The 25936-nt window shown below is 30.2% G+C and carries 23 protein-coding genes; 4 read left to right on the top strand and 19 right to left on the bottom strand.

What is annotated here, in order from left to right:
* Positions 1-23: 23 nt before the first annotated feature.
* The 11 genes from H9661_RS05255 to H9661_RS05305 form a co-directional block, all read right to left on the bottom strand.
* Entirely contained in the window at positions 24-851 is an 828-nt protein-coding gene (locus tag H9661_RS05255; protein ID WP_191767878.1) for a polysaccharide deacetylase family protein, read from the bottom strand.
* Positions 852-880: 29 nt separating this feature from the next.
* Complete coding sequence (locus tag H9661_RS05260; RefSeq protein WP_143316753.1) at positions 881-1912, bottom strand: sugar kinase; 1032 nt, start codon at positions 1910-1912, stop codon at positions 881-883.
* Positions 1893-2504, bottom strand: a complete 612-nt coding sequence (locus H9661_RS05265; RefSeq protein WP_191767879.1) for a bifunctional 4-hydroxy-2-oxoglutarate aldolase/2-dehydro-3-deoxy-phosphogluconate aldolase — start codon at positions 2502-2504, stop codon at positions 1893-1895. Before H9661_RS05265 ends, H9661_RS05260 begins: the two co-directional genes overlap by 20 nt.
* Before the next feature lie 298 nt (positions 2505-2802).
* Positions 2803-3498 carry a GntR family transcriptional regulator gene (locus tag H9661_RS05270; protein ID WP_143316751.1) on the bottom strand — a complete coding sequence of 232 codons (696 nt, stop codon included), beginning with the start codon at positions 3496-3498 and terminating at the stop codon, positions 2803-2805.
* A 121-nt stretch (positions 3499-3619) separates the two neighbouring features.
* On the bottom strand, positions 3620-5152 hold the full coding sequence (locus tag H9661_RS19990; RefSeq protein WP_191767880.1) for a glycosyl hydrolase family 28 protein: 1533 nt from the start codon (positions 5150-5152) through the stop codon (positions 3620-3622).
* 204 nt (positions 5153-5356) lie between these two features.
* Positions 5357-6874 (bottom strand): MFS transporter, encoded by a 1518-nt coding sequence (locus tag H9661_RS05280; RefSeq protein WP_143316749.1) that lies wholly within the window; start codon positions 6872-6874, stop codon positions 5357-5359.
* Between the two features lie 93 nt (positions 6875-6967).
* A complete protein-coding gene (locus H9661_RS05285; protein WP_191767881.1) occupies positions 6968-8056 on the bottom strand; it encodes a glycoside hydrolase family 88/105 protein in 1089 nt (362 codons plus the stop codon).
* A gap of 508 nt (positions 8057-8564) precedes the next feature.
* Positions 8565-11111 (bottom strand): exo-rhamnogalacturonan lyase family protein, encoded by a 2547-nt coding sequence (locus H9661_RS05290; RefSeq protein WP_191767882.1) that lies wholly within the window; start codon positions 11109-11111, stop codon positions 8565-8567.
* A 53-nt stretch (positions 11112-11164) separates the two neighbouring features.
* Entirely contained in the window at positions 11165-11806 is a 642-nt protein-coding gene (locus tag H9661_RS05295; RefSeq protein ID WP_191767883.1) for a YesL family protein, read from the bottom strand.
* Between the two features lie 12 nt (positions 11807-11818).
* Positions 11819-12508, bottom strand: coding sequence for a DUF1961 family protein (locus H9661_RS05300; protein WP_191767884.1), 690 nt, complete (start codon positions 12506-12508; stop codon positions 11819-11821).
* A 43-nt stretch (positions 12509-12551) separates the two neighbouring features.
* The gene (locus H9661_RS05305; protein WP_191767885.1) at positions 12552-13388 is read right to left on the bottom strand and encodes a sugar phosphate isomerase/epimerase family protein; all 837 of its coding nucleotides are present in this window, start codon (positions 13386-13388) and stop codon (positions 12552-12554) included.
* A 343-nt stretch (positions 13389-13731) separates the two neighbouring features.
* On the opposite strand from H9661_RS05305, the gene H9661_RS05310 reads away from it, so the two are divergent.
* Positions 13732-14841 (top strand): ABC transporter ATP-binding protein, encoded by a 1110-nt coding sequence (locus tag H9661_RS05310; RefSeq protein WP_143316743.1) that lies wholly within the window; start codon positions 13732-13734, stop codon positions 14839-14841.
* Positions 14842-14859: 18 nt separating this feature from the next.
* Positions 14860-15981, top strand: a complete 1122-nt coding sequence (locus H9661_RS05315; protein WP_191767886.1) for a glycoside hydrolase family 88/105 protein — start codon at positions 14860-14862, stop codon at positions 15979-15981.
* A 103-nt stretch (positions 15982-16084) separates the two neighbouring features.
* Here H9661_RS05315 and brnQ read toward each other — a convergent pair whose 3' ends face one another.
* Positions 16085-17446 (bottom strand): branched-chain amino acid transport system II carrier protein, encoded by a 1362-nt coding sequence (brnQ, locus tag H9661_RS05320; protein ID WP_191767887.1) that lies wholly within the window; start codon positions 17444-17446, stop codon positions 16085-16087.
* Between the two features lie 247 nt (positions 17447-17693).
* Here brnQ and H9661_RS05325 point away from each other — a divergent pair, with 247 nt between their 5' ends.
* The gene (locus H9661_RS05325) at positions 17694-18740 is read left to right on the top strand and encodes a hypothetical protein (protein ID WP_191767888.1); all 1047 of its coding nucleotides are present in this window, start codon (positions 17694-17696) and stop codon (positions 18738-18740) included.
* Positions 18741-18852: 112 nt separating this feature from the next.
* On the opposite strand, the gene H9661_RS05330 is transcribed toward H9661_RS05325, so the two are convergent.
* The 4 genes from H9661_RS05330 to H9661_RS05345 all read right to left on the bottom strand — a co-directional run bounded on the left by H9661_RS05330 (position 18853) and on the right by H9661_RS05345 (position 21358).
* Positions 18853-19470: a superoxide dismutase gene (locus tag H9661_RS05330; RefSeq protein WP_143316739.1), complete on the bottom strand. Its 618-nt coding sequence runs from the start codon at positions 19468-19470 to the stop codon at positions 18853-18855.
* 83 nt (positions 19471-19553) lie between these two features.
* Entirely contained in the window at positions 19554-20054 is a 501-nt protein-coding gene (locus H9661_RS05335) for a GAF domain-containing protein (RefSeq protein ID WP_143316738.1), read from the bottom strand.
* A gap of 131 nt (positions 20055-20185) precedes the next feature.
* Positions 20186-20566, bottom strand: coding sequence for an SMU1112c/YaeR family gloxylase I-like metalloprotein (gene gloA2 / locus H9661_RS05340; protein ID WP_143316737.1), 381 nt, complete (start codon positions 20564-20566; stop codon positions 20186-20188).
* Between the two features lie 39 nt (positions 20567-20605).
* Entirely contained in the window at positions 20606-21358 is a 753-nt protein-coding gene (locus H9661_RS05345) for an alpha/beta hydrolase (RefSeq protein WP_243240342.1), read from the bottom strand.
* A 121-nt stretch (positions 21359-21479) separates the two neighbouring features.
* Here H9661_RS05345 and H9661_RS05350 point away from each other — a divergent pair, with 121 nt between their 5' ends.
* Positions 21480-22715, top strand: coding sequence for an NAD(P)-dependent oxidoreductase (locus tag H9661_RS05350; RefSeq protein WP_143316736.1), 1236 nt, complete (start codon positions 21480-21482; stop codon positions 22713-22715).
* 66 nt (positions 22716-22781) lie between these two features.
* Here the strand turns inward: H9661_RS05350 and H9661_RS19540 are convergent, their stop codons facing one another.
* The 3 genes from H9661_RS19540 to H9661_RS05365 form a co-directional block, all read right to left on the bottom strand.
* Positions 22782-23807, bottom strand: coding sequence for a CAP domain-containing protein (locus H9661_RS19540; protein WP_243129601.1), 1026 nt, complete (start codon positions 23805-23807; stop codon positions 22782-22784).
* Positions 23808-24104: 297 nt separating this feature from the next.
* The gene (gene hisS, locus H9661_RS05360) at positions 24105-25400 is read right to left on the bottom strand and encodes a histidine--tRNA ligase (protein ID WP_143316735.1); all 1296 of its coding nucleotides are present in this window, start codon (positions 25398-25400) and stop codon (positions 24105-24107) included.
* 114 nt (positions 25401-25514) lie between these two features.
* Positions 25515-25934: a PPC domain-containing DNA-binding protein gene (locus tag H9661_RS05365; protein WP_143316734.1), complete on the bottom strand. Its 420-nt coding sequence runs from the start codon at positions 25932-25934 to the stop codon at positions 25515-25517.
* Positions 25935-25936: the final 2 nt, after the last annotated feature.

A 25936-nucleotide genomic window follows, 5' to 3' on the forward strand; every position in this document is an offset into this window, starting at 1 on the left:
AACGTACTACTATCATCACATTCCTATTTAAGAGCAACTTGAGTTCCGCCTGGAATCTCAAAAACAACATCACCTACACTAATCCATGCTGATGCTGCTGAAGGATTGTATACAAAACTTCCATCTGCTGCAAATAATAAACTATCACATACCTTTAAGTAATCAACGATTTCTATATTAGTTGCATACCAGACATCCTCTCTTTTACCAATCTTCTTAGCAAATTTCTCAATAAGCTCCCAATTATTATCTCTTTCAAATTCATAACTATGTCCCCAAACATAAAACATATACATATATTGTTTTTTGTCTAAAGCAATAAATTCATCTGCTAACTTTAACAAATTGTGATTGTGATGACATGTAGCTTTCCATTCATAATAATTTCTTGGCAATTCAAAATTATCACTATTGCCAACTATTCTTGAATATTCAATTCCAACATGGTGTAGCATGTTTTCAATTTCATTATTGTAAGATCCATTTGGATAAGATAATCCTCTAACTGGGTACCCTACAATTGCTTCTAAAGCCTTTCTATCTTCCAAGACTTGTTCAATAACTTGTGTCATAGGACATCTTGCTATAGTAGGATGGGTTAGAGTATGACAAGATACCTCATGACCTTCATACAAATCCTTTATTTCTTCCTTAGGAATTCTCTTTCCATAAGAATAGGTTATTGCCGGATCATTCTTTTCCATATAACCTGAGTTAAGATGAAATGTCCCCTTAATTCCATTTTCATTGAAGATTTTAATTAATCTTTTATCTGGGATCTTTCCATCGTCATAACTCATAGTTAATACTTTAAATTTTCCTTGTGGAAAACACTTGTATATCTTATCCATACCTCTCCATCTCCTAAATATGTTTTACATTATCTTTTAATATTCTCTACTCCTGAATCCATAAGTGTGGTAACATGATCTATCCCGACCATATTGATGTCACCTTTTATACTATGTTTTAAAACACTTGCACAAGTAGCAAAGTTTATTATTCTTTTCTCTTCCATTCCTGTTAAAACACCATGTAATACTCCAGCAGTAAATGAATCCCCGCCACCTACTCTGTCAATGATATCAAATGTGTATTTATTGCTCTTTTCCAAAGTTTCTCCATTATATAAAAATCCTTGAAGAGAGTTATTGTTTACAGAATTTACCCATCTCTTAGTTGATGCAGCAAATTTTAAATTAGGATATTTCTTAAACAACTGATTATAAAGAGTTTCTAAATCTTTTTCAAAATTTTTCTCCTGCTCTAACTCATATTTTAAGATATTCTTAAAATCAAGTATTCCAAGAAATGCTATATCGACATAAGGTAATACATTTTCCATAAATCTTCTGGCATCTTTTAAACTCCAAAGTTTTGCTCTATAATTGGAATCATATGATACAACTATGTTTCTTTCTTTTGCAGCCTTTACCAATTGTAATGTGAAATTAAATAATTCATCACTTAATGCTGGTGTAATTCCTGATACATGAAGAACTTTAACATCTTTTAATATTTCCTCAATGTTAAACTCCTCTTTTTTCGCCAAAGAAATTGCTGAATATTTTCTGTCATACACCACTTCTGAATTTTTTAGCCCCGCACCTTGTTCTAAAAAATATATTCCAAGTCTTCCATCACCTCTAAGGATTTCTCTGGTGTCTACCCCAAAAGACTTCAAATCTCTTATAACTTTTTCACCTAGAGGATTACTAGGAAGTTTTGTCAACATTTTAGTATCATGTCCGAACATACTAAGACTACATATTACATTAGCTTCCCCGCCAGCATATGTAGCATTAAACTTATTTGCCTGTATTATCATTTCTGATTCCTCTGGAGTCAATCTAAGCATTATCTCTCCAAATCCCAGTATTTTACCTTCTTGTTTAAGATCTAATCTTTTCAATTTTCTTTACAAACTCCTTAGCTAAATTTTCTATATCCTTCAAGCTTCCAGCATTAGTTAACGCACTACCTACACCAACACAAGAAACCCCCATTTTAAACCATTCATCAATATTATCTATATTAACACCACCTGTTGGCATTATATCAACGTGTGGAATTGGCGCTTTCAATGCTTTTATATATTTAGGTCCAAATAATTCTCCAGGGAAAATCTTAACCATTGTATTTCCTTTATCCATTGCATGCATTACTTCTGTCACTGTCATACAACCTGGTAAATAAACTACTCCTTTTGAATGACAAACTGTGTTAGCTTCTTCTGAGTATCCTGGACTTACAACATATTTAGCTCCTGCTTCTATCGCATCTAAAGCCATCTTTCCATTTAACACACTACCAACACCTACTAATGCATCACTATATTTTTCATTTACTTCTCTTATTACTTCTACAACATTAGGGATTGTATAAGTTAATTCTAAAGCTTTTACGCCTCCATTAAGACACGCTTCTATGATTCCCATAGCTTCTTCATGATCTTTAGCTCTTATTACAGCTACTATTCCTTGTTCCTTTAATTTATTTAACATATGTCTTCCCCCTAAATTATATTCTTGTATACTAAGCGAGGCGCTTTCATTGTTAAGTTTCCATAAACCTCATATGAAAAATGAAGACAGATTCTATGTAATATACGGTTTTTTTCTAAGTGGTTTCAAATTCAGCTTATTTTAATAAGTGATAATTCTCTTCATCTCGCCTCTTCTTGTATACTAGTTATAATTCTATTATACACTCTCCATATGATTTTGCAACCCTTTTCAAATTTTTACATATAAAAAAGTGCTTTATTATAAAAATAAGCACTTTTCTAAATTCTTAATTTAACTATTTATTTATCTTGAAAAAATTATGTGATTCATTATCTTCCTTCAGAAGATGTTCCCAACTGTTCTTTGTATATCTCATATGCTCACTAATTAAAGACTCAACTCTGTCTATATTTTTATTCTTGATAACTTCTATAAATTCTCTATGTTGTTCTACAACATCTCTTTTTGAATCTTCTGCTTGAGATAAAATTCTCATTCTATTATAGTGAGTACTTATATTCAATATGCTTTTCCAAACATTTTCTTTATTCACTCCTAAGAAAAATAACTCATGAAAATGGTTATCTAACTTATGAAATTCTTTTTCTCCACCATCCATATCAGCAATTATCTGTTGAGCATATAAGTTTTTCTCTAATTCAACAAATAATTCTTCGCTAAAGTTTTCACATGCCAATTTCAACACTTTTTCTTCTAATGTAAATCTCATAAACCTAGCTTCCTGAACTAAATCTAAATCTATTAAAGAGACATATGTTCCTGATTGAGGTTTTACTTCTATTAAATGTTCACTTTTTAGTTTCATCAAAACTTCTCTAATAGGAGTTCTTGATATACCTAATTTTTCTGATAGTTCAATTTCGCTTAATAATTCTCCAGGATTAAGCTCTAAAGACATTATATTTTCTCTTAACACCCTGTATGCATAGTCTTTTCCACTTTCCTTTTCAAATTTATCGTATAATACCAAATATTTTCACCTCCGGATATGTACTTCCTTTATATTGCTTTCACATATTCAAGTATACTAAATATGCTAAATTATTCAATACATGAGTTTTAAAATTAATAATATATTTTCTAATTCATTTTCAATAAATTACTTCAAATTTATTATTCACACTAAAAGTTCTATTATCTAACTGTTTTCCATTTATAAAAACATTTTTAAAAGTTATATTCTTAACATTTTGTAATATAGCCTCTCCCTGAACACCATTTAAAACAGCATCCTCTATTACAATATTTTCTATAGGTGCATTTTCAAACCCTTTAATATATAAAGCATTTTTGGCATCTATACTTCCACCTTCTACTGTTTTTATATTAGACAATGTAACATTTCTCAAAATAGGCTTATGCTTTCCAACTTCTCCTTCTTCATAGAAAAAGTCTGCATGTATAACAGCTACTTTTGATTTGTTTACTATGCTATTTTTAACATAGATGTTTTCCAATTTTCCTCCACGTTCCGCGTTAGTTTTGAATCTTATTGGGTAATCTAGCTCTTTGCTATCAAAATAATTATCATGAGCAAACACATCATTTACCCCACCTGATATTTCACTACCAATGGTAATTCCTCCATGACCATCTTTAAATTCATTATTTCTAATAATTATATTCTCACATGGCACTCCAATATTTCTCCCTTCATTATTTCTTCCTGATTTTATAGCTATGCAGTCATCTCCTGTTAGGAAATAGCAATTTTCTACAATCATGTCTTTACATGATTCTGGATCAAACCCATCATTATTATATAAATTGGTATCGACTTTTACTTTATCAACCTTAATATTTTCACAAAGTACTGGATTCATCTCCCAAAATGGAGAGTTAATAATTTTTATATCTTTTATAAGTATATTTTTAGATTTATATGGTTGAATAAATGGTGGTCTTATTGTAGAAATATCATCACCAAATATTCTTTTAGTCCTTACATCCGCATTAATTTCACCTAATTCAAATAATCTATCTCTTTGAATTTGTTGATTTTCTTCTCCAAAGTATCCAAATTTCCATGGCATCCAGTTAAATTCATCTGCATTTCCATCTAATACACCTTTACCTATTATAGCGATATTTTCAGCCTCATAAGAATATATAAACGGAGAGAAATTTATCATCTCAATGCCTTCCCATCTTGTATAAACTAAAGGATAAAATTCATTAGTTTTATTTCTAACAAATCTTAAAATAGCATTTTCTTCTATTTCCAGCACTACATTGCTCTTTAACGTTATAGCACCTGTATAATAAACATTAGGCTTATTTGAGTTATGACTTCCTGGTATTATAACTTTACCACCGCTTACATTTTCACTAGCTTCATCAATAGCTTTTTGTATTACTTCTCCATAATATTTAACTTTTTGAGTATTTTTAATTAAAGTTTTTCCAAGATAATCCCTATCTTTTTTAAGCTCTGACTTTGTCCCTTTATAAGGCCCATCAGGATGGGTTAAATATTCTTCTTCAACTACTCGAATAAACCCACCATATTCTAAATCTGTAATATCATATTTTTTCAGATTTTCTATATTAGGCATATTTTCATTGACTTTTTTCTCTATTTTATTGTATAAATCTTCATTCCACTCAAATTTTTCTAATTCCACAAATAACTCCCCCTAAAAAATCTTATATCGTATTTCAGGCCCTAAAATGCCAAATAACTACATTAATAAATTTCCAACTACTCTAAACAAAAACTATTGTTTATTAATTTATATAATATCAAAAAAATATAGTAGATAAACATAAGATTACATTTATCTACTATATTAATATTAATGATTTTACCTGTACTAAATGTTTATCTTTTATGCATTAGCAGTCTTTGAATGATAACCTACATTATTGTTTCCGAAACAATTTTCGTAAGCAAATCCTGTTAGATCTTCAATTGCTTTTCTAGCTTCTGGTGTAACTTGTGATTTATCTCCACCAGCTTTTACTCTGTTAACTTCATCAACTAAAAGCTTATGATTTTCTTTAGTTAATTTAAGTCTAGTAGAAACAATAAAAGTAACAAGAAGTATAACCATTGGAAGTGCAGTTGCTAAAATTGCTACTCCTATTACAGCTGATTGTGGTTGTACAACATCCTTTCCAGAAACATACCCGAAAGCTGCCAATCCTCCAGTCATTATTAATGATTCTATTCCGTATGAAATCTTAGACATAGCTCCATTAACCCCTGAGAATATACCTTCTCTTCTAGTACCTGTTACAGCCTCATCTATATCAGCCATAAATGGTAATTGGAATACTGGTATGTAATCACAACCGCCTTTACCAATTTCATTAATTAACTGTGCTACAACAAAAACAGGAATTAACCAATCTGTACCTTTCATAAACATTACGCCAATATATCCAATACATCCCAAAATAACTATACTTGCAGAAACTCTGAAAGTCTTTGGTCCACCATACTTATAAGCAAGAGCTACAAACACTGTTAAAGTTCCTAAAGAAACAAATGTTGATATAGCTGAAACATATCCTGTTGCTGACTTTGCATTAGCTATTGCCATACAACAAATTACATAATAAGTTAATATACTACCAGCTAAATTTTTATAAATTCCAATTAAAAGCATCATAATTGTATGAATTCTGAATGATTTTACTCTCAATGTTGAAGATATATCTAATACTAACTTCTTTAATATTTCTCCTATACCATGTGCTTGATCGTCATAAACAACTTCCTTTGGATCACGCTCAAATGTAAATGCATAAACAACAATTAACGAAACTGCAATTATAGCAGCATAAACAATACCTACTAAAGCAAATGATTTTGGTTCATTTTCACCAAATCTACGGAATAACTCTGCTGGAATAGCTGCAGCTACAATATTAGCTACTGTTCCAAAATATGATTTAGCAGCAACAAGTTTTGTCTTATCAGCTGCAGTTTGTGCCATCTCTGCAGGTAATGCAATTGCAGAAACAATGATTACAGTAAATAACATTTCCCAAACCATATTAACTGCGAAATAAAATGCAAAAGAATGACCAACTGTCCACATCAACGGAAACACAATCATAGACAATGGCACACCGATTAAGATGAAGAATTTTCTTCTACCAAAACGTTTACCTAATTTAGTCCTTCCAAAGTTATCACTAACGAATCCCATTACAGGATTTAAAATAGCATCAAGAAATCTAGTAACTGTAAATATAGTTCCCGCTTGTACCACACTAATATCACAAAGTGTTGTATAAAATACCATTAAATATAGCTGAACTATTTTCTGTGCTCCACTCCCTAAGAAATTAATAGATGCATAACCTATCATATTCTTAACAGTAACTTTCCTTTTCATTTTTTCCCCTCCAATTTTGATAAATAATACCTTTTAATTATTTTTAGATGATTGTAAGAATTAAAATCCTTACAATCATCTCGGACTACATCCCTATTGTAATAAATTGTTTTCTGCAGCTGCTAATACGAAAGGTCCTAACCCCTTTGGTTCATTGGCAACTACTGGTTCACTTATGTAATATGTAAATGATCCATCTCTGTTATCTTTTCCACCAAGTCCAGCAACAAAGCATATTTTATTTAAATTAATGTTACCTTCATCAGTTTCAAGGATGAATTCATCTACTAATCCTTTAAATGAAGCTTGTCCGAATTCTTTCAATTCTTCTCTTAAATATCCAAGTCTTGCTCCCTTTAAAATTCCATAAGCAATCATTGAAGATCCTGAAGCTTCTAAGTAATTTCCTTTTCTATCTCCTTGATCTAGTACTTGATACCATACATGACTATCCTTATCTGCCACTTTTACTAAAGCATCTACTGTATCTTGAAGTATTTTTAACATTTCAGCTCTATGTTTATTATCTTCTGGTAATACTTCTAAAGTATCTACTAAAGCCATAACATACCAACCCATCGATCTGCTCCAAAAATGTCTTGATAACCCTGTTTCCTTATTAGCCCAAGGTTGTACTCTAGCATCATCATATGCATGATATAATAATCCAGTTTTTTCATCTATTAAATGACTCTTGGCAATAATAAATTGTTTAGCTATATCATCAAATTCTTTGATGTCCCCGAATTCGTTTACATACTTTGCATAAAAAGTCGCTCCCATATATAAACCATCTAACCATATTTGTTCTGGATATATCTCTTTATGCCAGAAAACTCCTTCTCTAGTTCTTGGATGGTTATTTATTTGTGTTCTTAGCAATTCTAAAGCTTTTCTATATTTTTCTTCTTTAGTTGCTTGATATAAGGTTAGGACTATTTTGCCATTGTTTAAATGATCAATATTATATTCATCTACTCTGTATCCTCTAATACTTCCATCTTCACCAATGAAAGTGTCCATAGCATCTTTAACATAATTGAAATACTTTTCATCATTAGTTTGTTTCCAAACTTCAGCGATTCCATCCAGTGTTAAACCAAATTCATAAGCCCAATAACTAGTCAAATCTGTGTTTCTAGCTATTATTGAATCAGCCATCCACTTTGCATAATCTTTCATTATAACAATCCCTCTCTTCTTACGATTATTAGTTCTTTGGAAACGTATTCCTTCCATGAATCTATTATATTACCTTAAAATTACAAAGTCAATAGCAATTAGTATATTAGTTTCAACTTATTTTATCTTTCCAAAAAAATATTTCCCATTTTTTTATGTAGTAATAGTATTTCCTTTTCCTAAATCGAATTTATATGTTATCCTAAATCCCACTTTAATAACCACTAATAAAGAATGTATAACTTATTTTAGCATACTTCCCGCCCTTTTTATTTCCCATAATTTTATTCATTTTTTTTATTTTCTTTTACATTTTTATTTTTACTAGTATACAACTTTTTTTATATTTTAGACAGTGTATAACTTTCATTTAACTATTATTTCTAGAAATATATTGGTGTTCTACCCTGAACTTTTTAAAAGTATACAAACTTCATCAAAACAAAATGAAAAACTGTCTTAAAAAGATATTCTCTAAATTTAAGACAGTTTTCTTTATAAAATTCTATTATTTACTTGTAAATTCTTCCGGAATCATATCTCCTATTAATTCTAAGCACATAATTGTATTAATGCTCCATTGTGAAACGCAATTAGTAGTTACATTCGGATCTTCATATATACTTCTCCAAGATTTTATTACACTTGGTGTAATCATATTTTTACTTTTAGCATTTAATTCCTTAAATAATAAATTCCATGCTTTTTTACCTAATTTTCTATCCCCATTTCTTTTTGCACAATAGGCCGACATGCCTGTTGCAAACATCGGCCAACTAAAACACTTGTTGCTTAACTTTCCATTTGTCCTCTTTTTCTTTTCCTCATCAGATAGCATATAAAAAGCTCCAAAATCAGCTATCATATCCTTCCATTCTTCATCTTCTAATAGTTCTCCTATTTCAATCCAAATCTGTGGTGCTCCAAAAGAAATCATCATATGAAACTCGCCAGTCATTCTTTCATCTTCTATATGCTTAAGTATTGATGTTTTTGAATCATATCCACAAGCCGGAGTTGACAACAACTTATTTGGCAATGACTTTATTATATCCATACCTTTAATTATCTTATTTTTATATTCCTCATTTTCAGTTCTTTCCCATTCAGTTTCCCAATCTGAGCAAAAAGCTGACCAATCTGGACCTGTTCTTATATGTGTCTTTATATCACTTTCTGGAAAAAATCCTCTCAATGGTTCCAATCTTTCTACTGCTTGATCTCCATCCTTTATTTCCGTAAGTATTTCTCCTACCCGTTCATCACCAGTTAAATAATAGTAAAACTTGTGAAGAATGGCCATACTGATTCTCGCTTCTTTACACGAACAACCCCAATGGACTACATTATGTCTAGAACCCAACCCTTTATATTCTCCAAAATGATATGCATCAACTTCACTAGTATGCCTTGTCATAGCTTCTGCTATTTTGTATACAAGAGCATTTCCTGTTCTTAGAAATTGATACCATAGCCATATATTAGGCATAAGTTCCGTGTTTTGCCATGCATAGCCGCCCAAATCATATCTCCATTGATGTCTTACCCCATCATAAGTATGCATAACATCTCCGTAGTTCCAATATCCATACCAGTTTCTTTGTTCTATTTCTTTTCTATAAAATTCAAAGTTTTCTTCTAATATATCCTCAAAAAACTTCTTTTTATCATCACTTTTATCTGGCAAGCCCCACTTTCCAGTTGTTTTAGTCTTATAATAGTGTTCTGGATCGCATACTAGCAAAGAATTATTTTGCCATTCCTTTGACATTTCATAGATTTCTTCATTATTTTGCATTTTATTATAGAACCCAATATAAACATCACTTGTATTTGCTATACCTAAAGGTGTTGACCTTATTTCTTCAAAACCTTCATAAGCAACCATATGTGGACTATTAGAGTAATGTCTCAAATCCATTGCTTCTACTGCTGGATCCCATAGCCATAATATTGCAGTTGTTTTTTTCTTAGCTAATCCTTTAACTTCAAGAGATGAAGGATACCTTTGCCAAAAGTTCTTCAATCCTAATGAAATTCCTGCACTTTCAGATCCAACATACATAAGCCCATTAGCCCTACTTCCATGTAATACATCAACATATGTTAAGTTTTCTTCACTTTTCTTAATTATTTTATAATGATTTGCTGAATCTTGAGTAAGTTTAAAGTTATTCCATATAGCATTCTTCTCTGCTAATTCAATTGTCCTTGTGTCTGCTTTTTCAATATCCACAAATTCTCCATTAATTTGTTTTTCATAAGCTTTATTATCAACTGCACAAAATCTAGTTAGCAATAATTTTGCTGGTTCTGAATACATACCTTCTTCTAATGCGTATCTAACATGTCTATTGAAATCATTTTCATTTAATGATAAAGAAAATTGTATTCCTATCCCTTTGATAAAATCTTTGTTTGGATCTCCATCAAAGAAAAAAGTATGCGTAACTCTAAAATATTCTATTCCAAGAGAAAAATTCATTCTAAATATAAATGGAATCCATTCTCTTTTTTCATCTGAATGTACACCTTCAAATTTGATTACAACTCTTAATGGCCCTTTATTTTCAATTGATACATTCTCTATTTTACTGTAATATTTCTCGAATTGATGAATGTTATCTTTTCGCACTTCATTTATAACTACTAATTTCCCCCCTTCATTGACTACTTTATTTTTCATTAAAACCTTTTCTATTATGTCTTGTCCAGTTTTATTTATATAGCATTTCATTACATCATTGTCTATTATTATTTGTTCTTTACTCTCATAAATTTCTATAGCTTTACCTGGCTTAAGTTTTCTATCCGTTTTAATTATTTCATAGGCTCTATCACTATCTGAATCAAACACTGCAGACTGTGCTGTCCATTTAACACTGCCATCTGGCCAATATGCTAAAGGCCAACTTTGAACATAGCACTCTTCACCTTTTGAATTTTTTAGAGCCAATTTTTCTTTCTTCCCAAGTTCACCTTTTTTCCACGGAACTCCCCAAGTTATACCACTTTTACTCCTTGGTAATTCATCCAACCATTTTACTTTTGTCATACTAATTCCTCCCCAAAATCATATATATTATAAAATAAGTTCAAACTCCAATATCAAATATCAGAATTTGCACTTGTTGATTTTAGTCTATCTTCATTCTTCATAAAAAATTGATAATTTATAGCCATAATCCCATAAAGGTATACACTTATTGTGAGAAATGGTATTAGTCCTGGAATTAACATAACTCCTAAATACATTATAAAAGTCCATATTGCAATACATACAGTTACAAATGGTCTCATTATTAGAAGCTGTAATCCCTTCATGAAATATTCTTTAAAACTCATATCATAGTGAACATATAAAGGAAATATATAGAGAGACATGCCTATAATCAATAATTTTGCAAGTGTTGATACCCCGTAAAGTACAGTGAAAAAAGTTCCATTTTGGGCCTCAAAATTCATAATATTTATAGTAACCATTAGCATTAATATCATTAGAATTATTCCAATTATATTGGATTTCTTAAATTCTCTCTTATATGTACTCCAAAAAGACTTAACAACTCCATACTTCTCTTTTTTCATTATTTTATCTCTCATTACAGATAGTAAAGCTACGGTGCTAGGAGCTACTCCAAAAATTACTACACCTAAAAGAGTACAGCCAATCCATATGAAATTAAGCAATATGAAATCAGTAACTTCTTCAAAAACTCTAAATATTTTATCAAATGAAAAATTCCCCATATACTACACCTCTTATTCCATAACTTTTGCTTCATATACATATAAATTTGAATAAGTAGCCTTCATTGGCGCCATTTGCCTAAACCCTATCTTTCCGCCTCTAAGAATATCTCCAAATGATTTACCATCATCTTCCCAACTCAAAACTAACAAATCATCGATATAAAATTGAACAAATTCATCATACTTTACTAGCCTCATATGATAAGGTTCTATTACATTAGGCAATGAGGGAATAGGGTCTGCCTGTAACTTAACCAAATTAAATCCACAACTTTTTCTTAAATTGCAAGTATTAAATTTTCTCTCACTTATATACTTTCTTCTGTAATAAGACAGATGCAATGCATTTATAGCACCTGAATGATATTCTGGATAAATTCCATGCCTTTTAGGTAGTGTATCAGAAAATATATCTTCACCATTTTTTCCTTTCGCCGAGAAGAAAATCATACATAATCCATGATCACTTAATGGCTGAAACTCCCATTCTATTATTATCCTATCTTCAAAATCTTTAGGACACCAAAATACAAAATGAGCACTATCTCCACATAATTCAGCGTCTAGCTTATTTTTCAATACTAGTTCACCTTCATTTAGCTTAATATCCACTTCTCCTTCTGCATACCAGTCTTTTATGGATTGTTCTGATTCAAACAAGTTTTTATAAATACACTTACCCCTACTAAATTCTTTCATACCCTATCCCCCTTTTCATTAAATTTTAAAATTATCCATTAATTTAAACTCTATCGTAAATATCTTTTATATATTTAATACTGCTATCCAAATCTTCTGGTGTTGTTCCTTCAAGAATAACATCTATATGTGGTTTTCTTTCCTTGATTAACGATAATAATAAAGGATAATTGAATTGGCCTGTACCTATTGCTACCTGCTTTACTTGTCCATCTTCAACCACAAAATCTTTTGCATGAATCAAAACGATTCTATCTCCATACAATTCAAAAGCTTCCTTAATCATCTCATCTTGATTCATATAATTATCATTTGTTAAAAAATTAAATGGATCAAATATAGCCTGCAAATTGTTAGAATTTATTTCATCTAAAGCTCTTCTCATTTTTTTAGGTGTATTTATTACATGTCTTGCAACTCCTTCAATTGCAACCATTACTCCAAACTTTTCCGCTTCACTAACCATTACTTTCAAAGAATTTAAACATCTTCTAAAAGCTTCTTCTGTATGGTTTTCTGGTCCATAAACATAGTCTTTATTTAAAGCTCCTGTTTCAGTTCCAACTATACTACATCCTAAATCTCTTGCAAAACGTATATGATCTTTGAATAAATCTAATAATTCTTTTAACTCATCATCATCTGGATGCGACATATTTATATAACACCCTAAAATGCTGACGTTTACATTATGTCTATCGAAAGTTTCCTTTATATATCTAGCAAGTCCTGGTGTCATACACCCTTTAGTTATTTCAAATTCTGTTATAGCTTTCTTCATTACAAGCTGTATACTTTTTAAATCCTTTTCTTCAATACGTCTAGCTAATTCATCTAATGAATATTTTCCTATATCATGACCTCTTACTCCTATTCTCATCAGTAACTCTCCTTTTGTTCTAATATTTAATTACTTTATATAAATATTATACCTAATATTGAAAAAACTCAACAACATAATTCCTTGTTTTTATAAAAAATTTAACATAAATCAACTAAAAACAATTTTTCTCTTAATTTTGTTTAACCTTACAAAAAACATAGTAATTTTAATGATATATTAGCATAAAACTATCTACACCCCCTTACTTACCCATTGTTTTATGATTGTTTTCCTTTTATTTTATTATATTTTCTTTACTTTTGTTTATTTTGTATATAGATATTTTATACATAAAGGTGTATAATGTAAACATATTCACAACAAAGGGGAGGAATTTATTATGTCAACATTATCATTAAAACACATTTACAAAATATATCCAGGAGATGTTACAGCTGTAAAAGATTTTAACTTAGAAATTGCAGATAAAGAATTTATAGTTTTTGTAGGACCTTCTGGTTGTGGTAAATCTACAACTCTTAGAATGGTTGCAGGACTTGAAGAAATATCTGAAGGGGAATTATACATCGATAACGTTCTTGTAAACGATGTAGCGCCAAAAGATAGAGATATATCTATGGTTTTCCAAAGCTACGCCCTATATCCTCACATGACAGTCTTCGATAATATGGCTTTTGCATTAAAATTAAGAAAAGTTCCTAAAGATGAAATTCAAAAAAAGGTTACTGAAGCTGCTAAAATCCTTGATATAGAATACCTACTAGATAGAAAACCTAAAGCATTGTCTGGTGGTCAAAGACAAAGAGTTGCCCTTGGTAGAGCTATCGTTAGAGAACCAAAAGTATTCTTAATGGATGAACCTTTGTCGAACTTAGATGCAAAACTTAGAGTTCAAATGAGAACCGAAATATCCAAATTACATAAAAGACTGCAATCTACATTCATATATGTTACTCACGATCAAACAGAAGCAATGACTATGGGCTCAAGAATAGTTGTTATGAAAGATGGTATTGTTCAACAAGTTGATTCTCCTCAAGTTGTACATGATCATCCAGCAAATCTATTCGTTGCTGGATTTATCGGAAGTCCTCAAATGAACTTTATCCATTCTGAAATCGGAAAAGAAGGAAACAAATTATATTTCTCGTTCAAAGACGATAAAATAGCAATTGACCCTGAAAAGGCTAAAATATTAGAGGACAAGGGATATATTGGTAAAGAAATTATTGTAGGCGTAAGACCAGAAGACTTAGATTATGATGAAGAATTTATAGCTAAACATAGTGATTCTGTGTTTAATTGCACATTAGAAGTTAAAGAACTTATGGGTGCTGAAACTTATTTATATATAGATAAAGAAGGAAAATCATTAGTTGTAAGAGTTAACGGAAGCTCAACTCTTGAATTAGCTTCAAAGATAAAAATGGCTATGGACACTAAAAAAATGCATTTCTTTGATATAGAAACAGAACTTACAATTGTATAGGACTTATGAGGTGATACTATGAAAATTACAGAAAAAGAGATATTATCAAAACTTGATTTAGTTGTTGATAAATTATTAAATTTAGACAGGCCTTCTGATGAAAAAAAGCTAACTGAAGAAGGTGGTGAAGCCATAGGAATGTTTCCTAGGGATTTTGGAATTCAAGAATGGGACTGGCCTCAGGGAGTAGGCCTATATGGTTTGTTAAGATTAAGTAAATACTATAAAAACAATAAATATCTAGATTTCTTAAATAATTGGTATAAAAATAACTTAAAGGTTGGGTTACCTTCAAAAAATATTAACACGACCGCTCCATTACTAACATTAGTGGATTTATGCGACCTAGTAGATAATCCTGAATATGAGAAGCTTTGCTTAACATGGGCTGACTGGCTTATGAATTGTCTTCCTCGCACAAAAGAAGGAGCTTTCCAACATGTTACTAGTGCAAATGGAGATAGACAAGGTGTTAGATTAAATGAAAGTGAAATGTGGATTGATACTCTCTTTATGACTGTTTTATTCTTAAATAGGATAGGGCAAAAATACCAAAGGCAAGATTGGATAGATGAATCAATCAATCAAGTATTAGTTCATATAAAATATCTATACGATAAAAAATCTGGTCTATTTTATCATGGCTGGAGCTTTAACGAGAATTCTAACTTTGGTGAAGTATTCTGGTGCAGAGGAAACTCTTGGTTTGCCTTTGGAATATTAGATTATATTGAAATGTTTGATGGAACTTTAAATCCAGGTATAAAAAAGTTCTTGGTTGATACATTTATTGCTCAAGTTAAAGCTTTAGTTAAATATCAATCAAAATCTGGATTATGGACTACAGTAATAGATGATAGTACAAGCTATGAAGAAGTATCCGGTTCAGCTGCAATTGTAACCGGTATTCTTAGGGGCATAAAACTTGGTATATTAGATGATAAATATAGAGCCCCAGCTGAAAAAGCAATTATAGCTATATGTAAAAACATAGCAAAAGATGGTACCGTGCTAAATGTTTCTGGTGGAACTGGCATGGGATATAATAAAGATCATTATAAAAACATTATCATTGCCCCAATGGCATATGGTCAATCGCTTACTATTTGTGCTTTAACTGAAGCACTTAATCATTTATAAAGTTCCCCATTTTTAAGAGGCTATATCAAAAGTTATTTTGATACAGCCTCTTATTTTATGATAACAGTCCAGCAATTGACTAAAAAAGTAATTACTAAAAATATTATGTATTAAACACTTTTCTTTTCCTTCTAACCATCCAAATTACTATTCCTATAATAAATCCACAAAATGCTGGTAAAATCCATCCAAATCCATAATCAAAACCTGGTAAATATAGATGAGCAAATTTAATAATCTGTCCAACTACATTATTTTCTTGCAAAGGTTGTGGAAGAGCCTTACAGAAATCAAAAAATGCTGCAATACCTGTAAACCCTGTTGTCCATTTATATATGTCACTTTGCTTTTTAATAACAGGTGTTAATAATGATAATATTATTAATGTAATAGCTAAAGGATAAAGAAACATTAGTACTGGTATAGATAATTGGATAATGTTATTTAATCCAAAATTAGCAATTGTAAAAGAAAAAATTGTTAATATGATAGCATAGCTTCTATATGAAATTGATTTTGGAAACATTTCATTGAACACTTCTGAACAAGAAGTAATTAGACCAATAGCTGTCTTTGCACATGCTATTCCTACAATCGCTGCTAATAACACTGTACCTATAAATCCAAAATAATGATTACTAACTCCAGATAAAATACTTCCTCCGTTATCAGCACGACTTACGCTACCTAAACTTGTAGCTCCCATATATGCTAGCGACCCATAAATAATAGTCATACCAATAACACTAACTAACCCTGACTTGCACGTCTCAATAGCTATAGAATTAGAATCTTTAACACCTAACTTTTGTATATTTGAAATAATAATAATAGCAAAGGCTAAAGATGCTAAAGCATCCATTGTATTATATCCATCTAGCAAACCAGTAAATAATGGCTGAGTAGCATAATTCCCTTGAGGAGTATACTGACTTCCCTGTCCCATTGGACTTACAAATGTAGCTATTAATAAAATAGATAAAAGTACTAAAAAAATAGGAGTCAGATATTTACCTACCCAATCTAAAATTCTTCCTGGTCGTAATGAAAAATAAAGAGTAAAAGCAAAAAATATAAATGTAAAAATAATTAATCCTAATTTCAAATATTCGTCTGAAATAAAAGGATGAATTCCAACTTCAAAAGCAACTGTAGCAGTACGTGGAATTGCAAAAAGAGGTCCAATTGTTAGGTATAATACGAATGTGAATATCTTAGCATACCTTGAACTAATAGGCTTAGCCATATCTATTAAACTTTCACTTTTGGATAGTGCTGATGCAACTATTCCAATCATAGGTAATCCTACACCTGTAATTAGGAAACCAATAGTAGCAATAAAAGTATTACTTCCAGCTTCTTGTCCCATATGCACTGGAAAAATCAAATTACCAGCACCAAAAAATAATCCAAATAATAATGATCCTATCAATAAGTTCTGTTTAAAACTTAGTTTTTCTTTCATAAATAGCCCTCCTAAAATGCCTGTTAATTATTAAAAGTTATTTTGTTTTTTTGTCAAGTTTCTTTTTCCCCAACAATTTAATAATGTAGTGAATCATTTTTTCTATTATAATACACTTATACACATTAGTAAAACTTATTCTTTTTTCTAGAACTGGAGAGTCTTAAAATTAAAACAACTTCAAAGTAGCATATTTATTATTCATGAATATAATATTAACGACTAAATTATTTAGGAGTAAATAAAAATGATGAGAGACAAAGATAATACTTACGAAGATGATATGGAGTTTGTAGATTTTGAAATATCTCCTATGCCTTATGAACCTCTACAAAGGGAACCACCATTTATTCCAATGCCTAATGATATGTTTCCACCAATAGACAATTATGACAATTATCCTAAAGGAAACTTTTACCCACCAGGTACTGATTTTGAAGCACCTGTAGCACCTCATTCACCACCACCAAACTACATTCCTAGTAAAAAAGATAAGGGAGTTCAAAGTTTTTATGGTGCTAGCGATAATATACAAACAAAGGCTGTTGACCCAATGTCAATAAGATTTTGTCTTTTCAAATACACATATATTTGGGAGACTAATGGTAGAAGCTACTGGGCTTTTTTAATCAATGTCAGCAGAGTTTCCATATCTGGCTTCAAATGGAGAGGACGTAATTGGGTTTATTTTGGATTATCACTAAGAAGAATTGATTCTTTCGTATGTTATAGATCAGATACTAGCAACGCTTGCGAAAATTGTATTAACTCCGAAGAAAATAATACTCCATCAATTTATAAAAAAGATTACTATTTAAACGGAAGCAGAAATGTTTTCACTGAAACTTTAGCTTCCATAGATATTCCTGAAGTTACAGAAGACTTAATTACTCAAACTATTGGTTACATTGATAATAATAATATCCAAACTGAAGTTCCATGTACCAAAATACGTAACATTGGATATAGAATCAACCTGGAAGTAACTTATCCAAGCAATTACGATTCTAGTTTAAAAAAGGAAATAAATAATTTATGTGAAGAAGCAAGTACAGAACTTCATAAAATTATTTCATCAACTAGAAATACTGCCGATTCATCTACCCCTTTAGAAACATTTAATTCTTCAGTTTCCCTAATTCCTAATTTACTTAATACATTTACAACTTCATTTAATTCTAAATTCAATATTCTAAACTCATCTAGAAGTAATTATGATATAACTTGTTCTATAAGAAAAGAAATAATTCAAAGTGACTGGAAGCCTTATTATAATAATATTTATTATTACTAAAGTAAATTTCCCATAAAACAGTAAACTCTTAATAATATTCGAAAATATTATTAAGAGTTTATCTTTTACAAATTAAAAGTCAGAACAGATTTCTCACACGACTTAAAAAATTCTAATTTCCATCACAATTTTCATAAAGGCCTTGAACTTTTTCCCAATCAATTACATTCCATATATTTTCCACATAATTCATTCTTAAATTTTTATATTTTAAATAATATGCATGCTCCCAAACATCTATAGTCAATAAAGGAATAAATCCATCGCTAAGTGGAGAATTTTGATTCAATGTATTTCTTACTGATAAATTACCCGACCTATCTTTAACTAAAAAACCATAACCTGATCCAAATTGTCCCATAGCGGCCTCACCTATTTTTGTTTTTAATGTTTCTAAATCACCAAATGTTTTATTTATCTCTTCCAAGAACTTCCCTTCAGGGGTTTTCTTTGGATTTGGCGAAAGATTTGAGAAATACAAATTATGATTTGCTACTCCTCCACCATTATTCACTACAACTTGCCTAATATCTTCTGGTATCTCATTTACATTAGACAGTATATGGCTTAATGTTTTTCCTTTTGCAAACTCTTCATGTCCTATTAAAGTAGTATTTAATGTATCTAAATATTTTTGAAGATGTTTACTATAGTGCGTCTCTACTGTTTCTGCGTCTATATATGGTTCTAAATCATTATACTCATAAGGTAACTTAATTTTGTCAAACATAATATCACTCCTATTGAAAAAAATATTTATTCAATAATTGTTTTATCCTAATATAAATATTCTTATTCAAATTAAGCTTGATGCTAGAATATTTTCTCCCATTTTATATGTTTATTCATTACAGCTACAGCTCTTTCTAAGTATATTTGTTCTGCTTCTGTAAATCTTTCAAATTCATCACTATCTAAATCTAACACTCCATACAAGGTATTATCCTTTACTATTGGTACAACAATTTCTGAATTAGATGCTGCATCACAAGCTATATGCCCTTCAAAGTCATGAACATTTTTTATTAATAATGTCTCTCTATCTAAAGCAGCTGTACCACAAACCCCTTTTCCTATTTCTATTTTTGTGCAAGCTGGCATACCTTGAAAAGGTCCAAGTAACAAATTCTCCCCCTTAACAAAATAGAAACCACACCAGTTTATCCTACCTATTAAGGCGCTAATAAGAGCTGTAGCGTTACAAGCCTTTGTTATATCTAAATCTTCACCTTCTACTAATCCTTCTAACATAACAAGCATAGTTTCGAGTTTACTTTCTAATGTCATATTTTCAAACATTTTTATATCAAACATTTTATATTTAATAAGAGCTATAAGTAATTATAAAACTCTTACTAAAAATTCACCTCTTTTCTTTTTATGATCATATCTTTATTTAAAATACTCCATTTCAGTTATATAACTTATATATAATCTTCAAAAAATTATTCATATAATTCCAAAGGTAATCCATCTGGATCGCTAAAAAATGTAAATTTCTTTTCAGTAAATTCATCAATCCTTATTGGTTCTACCTCGATTCCATTACTCTCCAATTCCTTAGCTACTTCTTCCACATTATCAACTTGAAAAGCTAAGTGCCTTAATCCACATGCCTCAGGATAACTTGGTCTACTAGGGCTATCAGGAAAAGAAAATAGTTCAATTTGGTTATCTCCAAGTTTTAAATCCAACTTATAAGAATCTCTTTCTTTCCTATATACTTCTCTAATCACTTCTAATCCTAATATTTTTGTATAAAATTCCTTTGATTTCTTATAATCCGAACAAATTATTGCCACATGATGTATTTTCTTTAGTATCATAAGTTCCTCCTTCATCTAACTTGAAAATTTTAATATTCTTTAAAGTCTATTTAACATTTCTATTGTTTTTTTAGCTGCTATATCCATTTGCTCTTCATTACCTATTGTTGCTTTACTATCACCAGATTGAACTCCATAATCACCAAATTGTGCATGGTTTCCTCCTTCTATTTCAACAAATTCAGCATCTTTTGGAAGTTTTGCTCCTTTTACTTTATTTAAATCTGCAACACCATCATTATTTCCCCATATACTTAATACTTTTTTATCTACTCCTTCTAGTTCATCACCTTCTGGATAAGAAGCATATAACACTATTCCCTTTATCTTTTCTTGATTTGATGCATATTTGCTTGCCATTACTCCACCAAGAGAATGTCCACCAATAGCCCATTCATCTATATCTGAATATAAATTGATAACTTCATCCGCTTTATCTGGTGAAAATATAGCAAAATTTAACGGCATTTTAACTATTACCACTTTATAGCCAGCCTCTGCTATCTTTTTACATAGCGGGGAATATGCCTCTGCTTCTACCTTTGCTCCTGGATAAAAAACAAATCCTTTTGTAGGAGTTTTATTCTCTGGAGTAAAAACTATAAAATTATCATCTGTAACTTTTATAGAATCATTACTTTTTAGTGCCATAGCTGCAATACTTTTATAATCATAGGATCTACTCATCCAAAATATAATTCCTCCAACAGCCACAACTAGTATACAAGTTATTAGAAATAATAGTTTTCTTAACCTTTTAGACTTTATTCCCTTAATTTGTGCCCTTTTCAACTAATATCCTCCTAACAAATATTTTTTATTGGTTGATTTAATTTCTTGTATATTTTATTATATACAAAAGGTGATATTTATTCAAAACAAATGATATCATAACAGATAGGTAGGTGAGCAAATGAATAATATTTTAAATGAGGCAAATAAATGCCTTATATGTAAGAACCCTAGATGTCAAAAAAATTGTCCAATTAATACTCCAATCCCTGAAATCATAACTCTTTACAAAGAAGATAAAATCAAAGAAGCTGGAAAGATACTTTTCGAGAACAATCCATTATCTGCTCTATGTGCAATAGTATGTCCTCATGAAGATCAATGTAGAGGTAATTGTATTAAAGGGATAAAAGGAGAACCTGTACGTTTTCATGATATTGAAAAAGATATTTCTACTAGTTACTTAGAAAATGTTAATTTTGAAAAACCTAAAAGTAATGGAATAAAAGTTGCCGTAGTCGGATCAGGTCCTGCTGGTATAACAGCAGCTTTTGAATTAGCTCTTAAAGGGTATGAAGTTACTATCTTTGAAAAAAATGAAAAAATTGGTGGTATTTTAACTTATGGTATTCCTGCCTTTAGGTTACCAAAAACTTATATAACACTTCTTGAAAAACACTTAAAACAATTAGGCGTAAAAATTAAGATTAATTCTGTAGTAGGCCCAATAACAACATTAGATAAATTATTTGAAGATGGCTATAAATCTATATTTATAGGTACAGGAGTTTGGAATCCAAAAACTTTAGGAATTAGTGGTGAAAGTCTTGGACACGTACACTATGCTATCGATTATTTAAGAAGTCCAAAATTATACGATATTGGTGATAATATTATCGTATTAGGAGCTGGTAATGTTGCTATGGATGCTGCAAGAACAGCTAAATATTATGGGGCAAAAAATGTAAGCATAGCTTATAGACGTGATTTTGAAGATATGCCTGCCACAAAGCATGAAATTCAGGAAGCAAAAGATGAAGATGTAATCTTTAACACCTTTAAAGCTCCTGTAAAAATAGTTGATGAAGGCATTATTCTAATTGATACTGAAAAAATTCAAAATGATGATGGAAGTACTTCCATTGTATCTGTTAAAGGAACTGAAAAACTATACAAGTGTGATACTGTTTTAATTGCAGTTGGCCAAGTTCCAAGAAATACTATAATCAAAAATAATGAAGGTCTAGAAATCAAGAAGGGTGGATTACTTCTTACTGATGAATATGGACAAACAACTCGTGATGGAGTATTTGCTTGTGGTGATGTAGCTCATGGTGCTAGTACTGTTATTGAGGCTGTAGTAGCTGCAAAGAAAATTTCTGAATCTATGGATAATTTTTTACAAAAATTAATTTAATAAATTAGATTAAAAATATATTGACACGGCATTTTCTATATAAAAGATAATACCGTGTCTTACTATTTATCTAACAAATTCTTGTGTTGCATAAACTTTATTTCCAACTTTATAAATACCTACTCCTATACCTGTAAACTTATCAGACAAAATGTTAGCTCTATGTCCTGGAGAATTCATCCAGTTGTTCATAAATTGGTTTGCTAAAGCATTAGCATCAGATACCCCTCCAATATAGGCAATATTTTCTCCCCAAGCACTATATCTAACACCATCTTTTTGCATTCTAGTTGTCATAAGATTTCCTTCTGGATCCTCATGTCTAAAATATGCTCTATCCCCCATATCCTGTGACTTAATTCTAGCATACTTTTCCATTGTTGTACTATATGATAGCGTTGCTACTCCAGCCTTTGCTCTTTCCTGATTTACTCTAGTAAATATCATTTGCTCAACTTGAGCCATAAACTTATCGCTAGTATTTTGATTTGCAGGCGCCTTAGGTTGTGTCTGACTAGGTGCTGGTGTAGGTGTACTTGGTGTTACTGCCTTCTGTGAAGGTTGATTTGGTGTCACCTGCTTAGGTATTGGTGTTTGTGCTGCTGGCTGTTTAGGTTCTGCTGGCTGTGTTGGAGCTGGTTGCTCAGTTGGTGTTTGTGGTACCAATTGTGTGTTTTGCTTATTTTCATCTGTCTCTGTTACTTGTGGAACAGTTGGTGCATTTTCTGTATTATCTGTTGTATTTTGATTTTCTTTTATACTATTACCTATATCTTGATTAAAATCATCTTGTAAAACATTATTGTTTTGATTTCCTTCTGCAGTATTGTTGCCTTGTACATTATTATTTGCATATGCCTGAGTAAAAAATTCTCTAATACCACCAACAATATTGTCATAATTACCTTCAAAAAGAAATCTTATCAATCCCTTTTTTCTTAATATATTTCTCCTGCTAGTTGAAGTATTAGCATTATCATAATTCGAATAAGAGTAACCTGTGTTATCATTACGGACTGTTGCATAAGTAGTAATTCCTATTTGCTCTAATAATAAAGTTGCTATTGCTATAGCAATTAACTTTTTTTTCATATGTACCACTCCTTTTTATATCTAGAAAATTAATTCTATTTATTTCATTAAACAATTTTTTTTCTATAGTTCTATCATTATAATTATATGCAATTTTTTCGATTTCCTTTTAGTAGATACTTTCTATATATTGATAAATAATCCTAGTGGTAACATATATAACTCTTATGGAAACTAATCATAAGCGTAAACTATTCTTTATAATTCCAGTATAATATTTTATGTAAGTTCACATTCTAAAAAAAAGAACCTACTAAAATCCATAAAATGAAATTTTAATAGGCTCTTTTTCTTTAATTATATTTCACTAAATCCCTTAATACTTTCTTCTCCACTAACCATATCTTTAATCTTAACTAGCTTGCTAGCAGCCTCATCCTCACCTACTAGTATAACTTTGTTAATACCTAATTTATCAGCATAATTCATCTTTTTCTTTAACTTTCCATCTTCTAAATATATTTGAGAAGTTTTTCCTTCAGCTTCTAATTTTCTAAAAATTTCTCCACAATAATTCAAAGTATCTCCTATTGGAAGAATCAAATATTCAACTGGATTTTTCACCACATAATTATCTAAGAATCCAATTTCTCCAAGAACAAAAAATAACCTAGTTAGTCCTATAGATATTCCTACTCCAGGTAATAATCTATCAGTATAGTTTTGAGCTAAATTATCATATCTTCCTCCTGAACATATTGAACCATATCCTTCATTTCCTATCAAGAAAGTTTCAAAAACTGTTCCTGTATAATAATCTAATCCTCTAATTATTTTTAAATTTATTAAATATTCATCTTCTTCTACTCCTAGAATACTTAACATATTAATTACGTTTTCTAGCTCTTCTATCCCAGATCTAAATTTTTCGCTTTCTAAATTTAAGCTTTTAAGCTCTTCTAAAATCTTCTCATTACTACCAGCTATATTCATAACATTTGTTATATAACTACTCTTCTCTTCACCAATTAAATCATTAAGATTTTTTTCAAATTCTTCTTTGCCAATTTTATCATACTTATCTATCAAGATCATAACCTCAGTTATTTCATTAACGCCTATCTCCGTTAATATTGATGATAAAATTTTTCTATTACTTATTTGAAACTTATAATCCTTTAATCCGATAGCTTTAAATCCCTTTGAAACCATACTTATTACTAATGCATCATTACTAATGCTAAGTTTTTCATTTCCTATAATATCCAAATCGCATTGATAGAATTCTCTATACCTACCTCTTTGATTTCTCTCTCCTCTATATACCTTTCCAACTTGATATCTCTTAAATGGGAAATTTAAATCATTAAAATATTGAGCTACATATCTAGCTAAAGGTACAGTTAAATCAAATCTTAAAGATAAATCATTGCTTCCTTTATTAAATCTATATACTTGCTTTTCTGTTTCACCTGCTGACTTTGCAAGTAAAACTTCTGATTTTTCTATTATTGGTGTATCCATTGGAAGACATCCATTTTCCTCATACACCTTTGTAATCTTATTGACTATATCATTAAATTTTTGTTGCTCTTTTGGTAGTAATTCCATGAATCCTGGTAATATACTGGGTTTCACTTTATTATTGTTCATTTTATTCTCTCCTTTTGATTCAAAATAATAAATTAAATTATTATTTAATCTATATATCCACCACATATCTATGAAAATTGGTTTTCATAAAAAATATTATACAACATAATATACTTAAAATTCTATAACATTAAGTCCAATACTTTCATCAAACTTTCTTTCTACCTGTCCATCTATTTTTTGTATAATTATTTCGCAAGTAGCACTAATTCTAGCTTCGTTCAAGTGCCCTCCTATACATTGACCTTTTATATTTCCCAATGTAGCATGTATATGTAAATATGGTTCATCATCCATTACAGATATATTCCCTGTTAAACTAGTAATTTCTAGATCTTCATCAAACGTATTTGAGTAATACTTTTGCTCATCAACCTTATAAATACCTATAACAACATGATTTGTTGCTCCTAAAGCTGAAATCGATCCTGCTTTTATATTTTCTTTTTTACATAATTCCTTAATAGAAGCAACAACCTCTTCTCCTTTTTCTAAACGCACAACTATTTTATCACCAAATATTTTATAAATCATAA

Origin of the sequence: Clostridium cibarium (assembly GCF_014836335.1) — a bacterium.
Classification (GTDB): domain Bacteria; phylum Bacillota; class Clostridia; order Clostridiales; family Clostridiaceae; genus Clostridium; species Clostridium cibarium.

What these genes read in the sequence shown, in the direction of transcription:
- H9661_RS05285 (WP_191767881.1), bottom strand. Translation starts at nt 8,056, where the DNA reads ATGAAAGATTATGCAAAGTGGATGGCTGATTCAATAATAGCTAGAAAC.
- gloA2 (WP_143316737.1), bottom strand. Translation starts at nt 20,566, where the DNA reads ATGATACTAAAGAAAATACATCATGTGGCAATAATTTGTTCGGATTAT.
- H9661_RS05325 (WP_191767888.1), top strand. Translation starts at nt 17,694, where the DNA reads ATGATGAGAGACAAAGATAATACTTACGAAGATGATATGGAGTTTGTA.
- H9661_RS05330 (WP_143316739.1), bottom strand. Translation starts at nt 19,470, where the DNA reads ATGTTTGACAAAATTAAGTTACCTTATGAGTATAATGATTTAGAACCA.
- H9661_RS05335 (WP_143316738.1), bottom strand. Translation starts at nt 20,054, where the DNA reads ATGTTTGATATAAAAATGTTTGAAAATATGACATTAGAAAGTAAACTC.
- H9661_RS19540 (WP_243129601.1), bottom strand. Translation starts at nt 23,807, where the DNA reads ATGAAAAAAAAGTTAATTGCTATAGCAATAGCAACTTTATTATTAGAG.
- H9661_RS05310 (WP_143316743.1), top strand. Translation starts at nt 13,732, where the DNA reads ATGTCAACATTATCATTAAAACACATTTACAAAATATATCCAGGAGAT.
- H9661_RS05265 (WP_191767879.1), bottom strand. Translation starts at nt 2,504, where the DNA reads ATGTTAAATAAATTAAAGGAACAAGGAATAGTAGCTGTAATAAGAGCT.
- H9661_RS05280 (WP_143316749.1), bottom strand. Translation starts at nt 6,874, where the DNA reads ATGAAAAGGAAAGTTACTGTTAAGAATATGATAGGTTATGCATCTATT.
- H9661_RS05305 (WP_191767885.1), bottom strand. Translation starts at nt 13,388, where the DNA reads ATGAGAATAGGAGTAAGAGGTCATGATATAGGAAAATATTCATTAGAT.
- H9661_RS05295 (WP_191767883.1), bottom strand. Translation starts at nt 11,806, where the DNA reads ATGGGGAATTTTTCATTTGATAAAATATTTAGAGTTTTTGAAGAAGTT.
- H9661_RS05290 (WP_191767882.1), bottom strand. Translation starts at nt 11,111, where the DNA reads ATGACAAAAGTAAAATGGTTGGATGAATTACCAAGGAGTAAAAGTGGT.
- H9661_RS05255 (WP_191767878.1), bottom strand. Translation starts at nt 851, where the DNA reads ATGGATAAGATATACAAGTGTTTTCCACAAGGAAAATTTAAAGTATTA.
- H9661_RS05315 (WP_191767886.1), top strand. Translation starts at nt 14,860, where the DNA reads ATGAAAATTACAGAAAAAGAGATATTATCAAAACTTGATTTAGTTGTT.
- H9661_RS05365 (WP_143316734.1), bottom strand. Translation starts at nt 25,934, where the DNA reads ATGATTTATAAAATATTTGGTGATAAAATAGTTGTGCGTTTAGAAAAA.
- H9661_RS05350 (WP_143316736.1), top strand. Translation starts at nt 21,480, where the DNA reads ATGAATAATATTTTAAATGAGGCAAATAAATGCCTTATATGTAAGAAC.
- brnQ (WP_191767887.1), bottom strand. Translation starts at nt 17,446, where the DNA reads ATGAAAGAAAAACTAAGTTTTAAACAGAACTTATTGATAGGATCATTA.
- H9661_RS05300 (WP_191767884.1), bottom strand. Translation starts at nt 12,508, where the DNA reads ATGAAAGAATTTAGTAGGGGTAAGTGTATTTATAAAAACTTGTTTGAA.
- hisS (WP_143316735.1), bottom strand. Translation starts at nt 25,400, where the DNA reads ATGAACAATAATAAAGTGAAACCCAGTATATTACCAGGATTCATGGAA.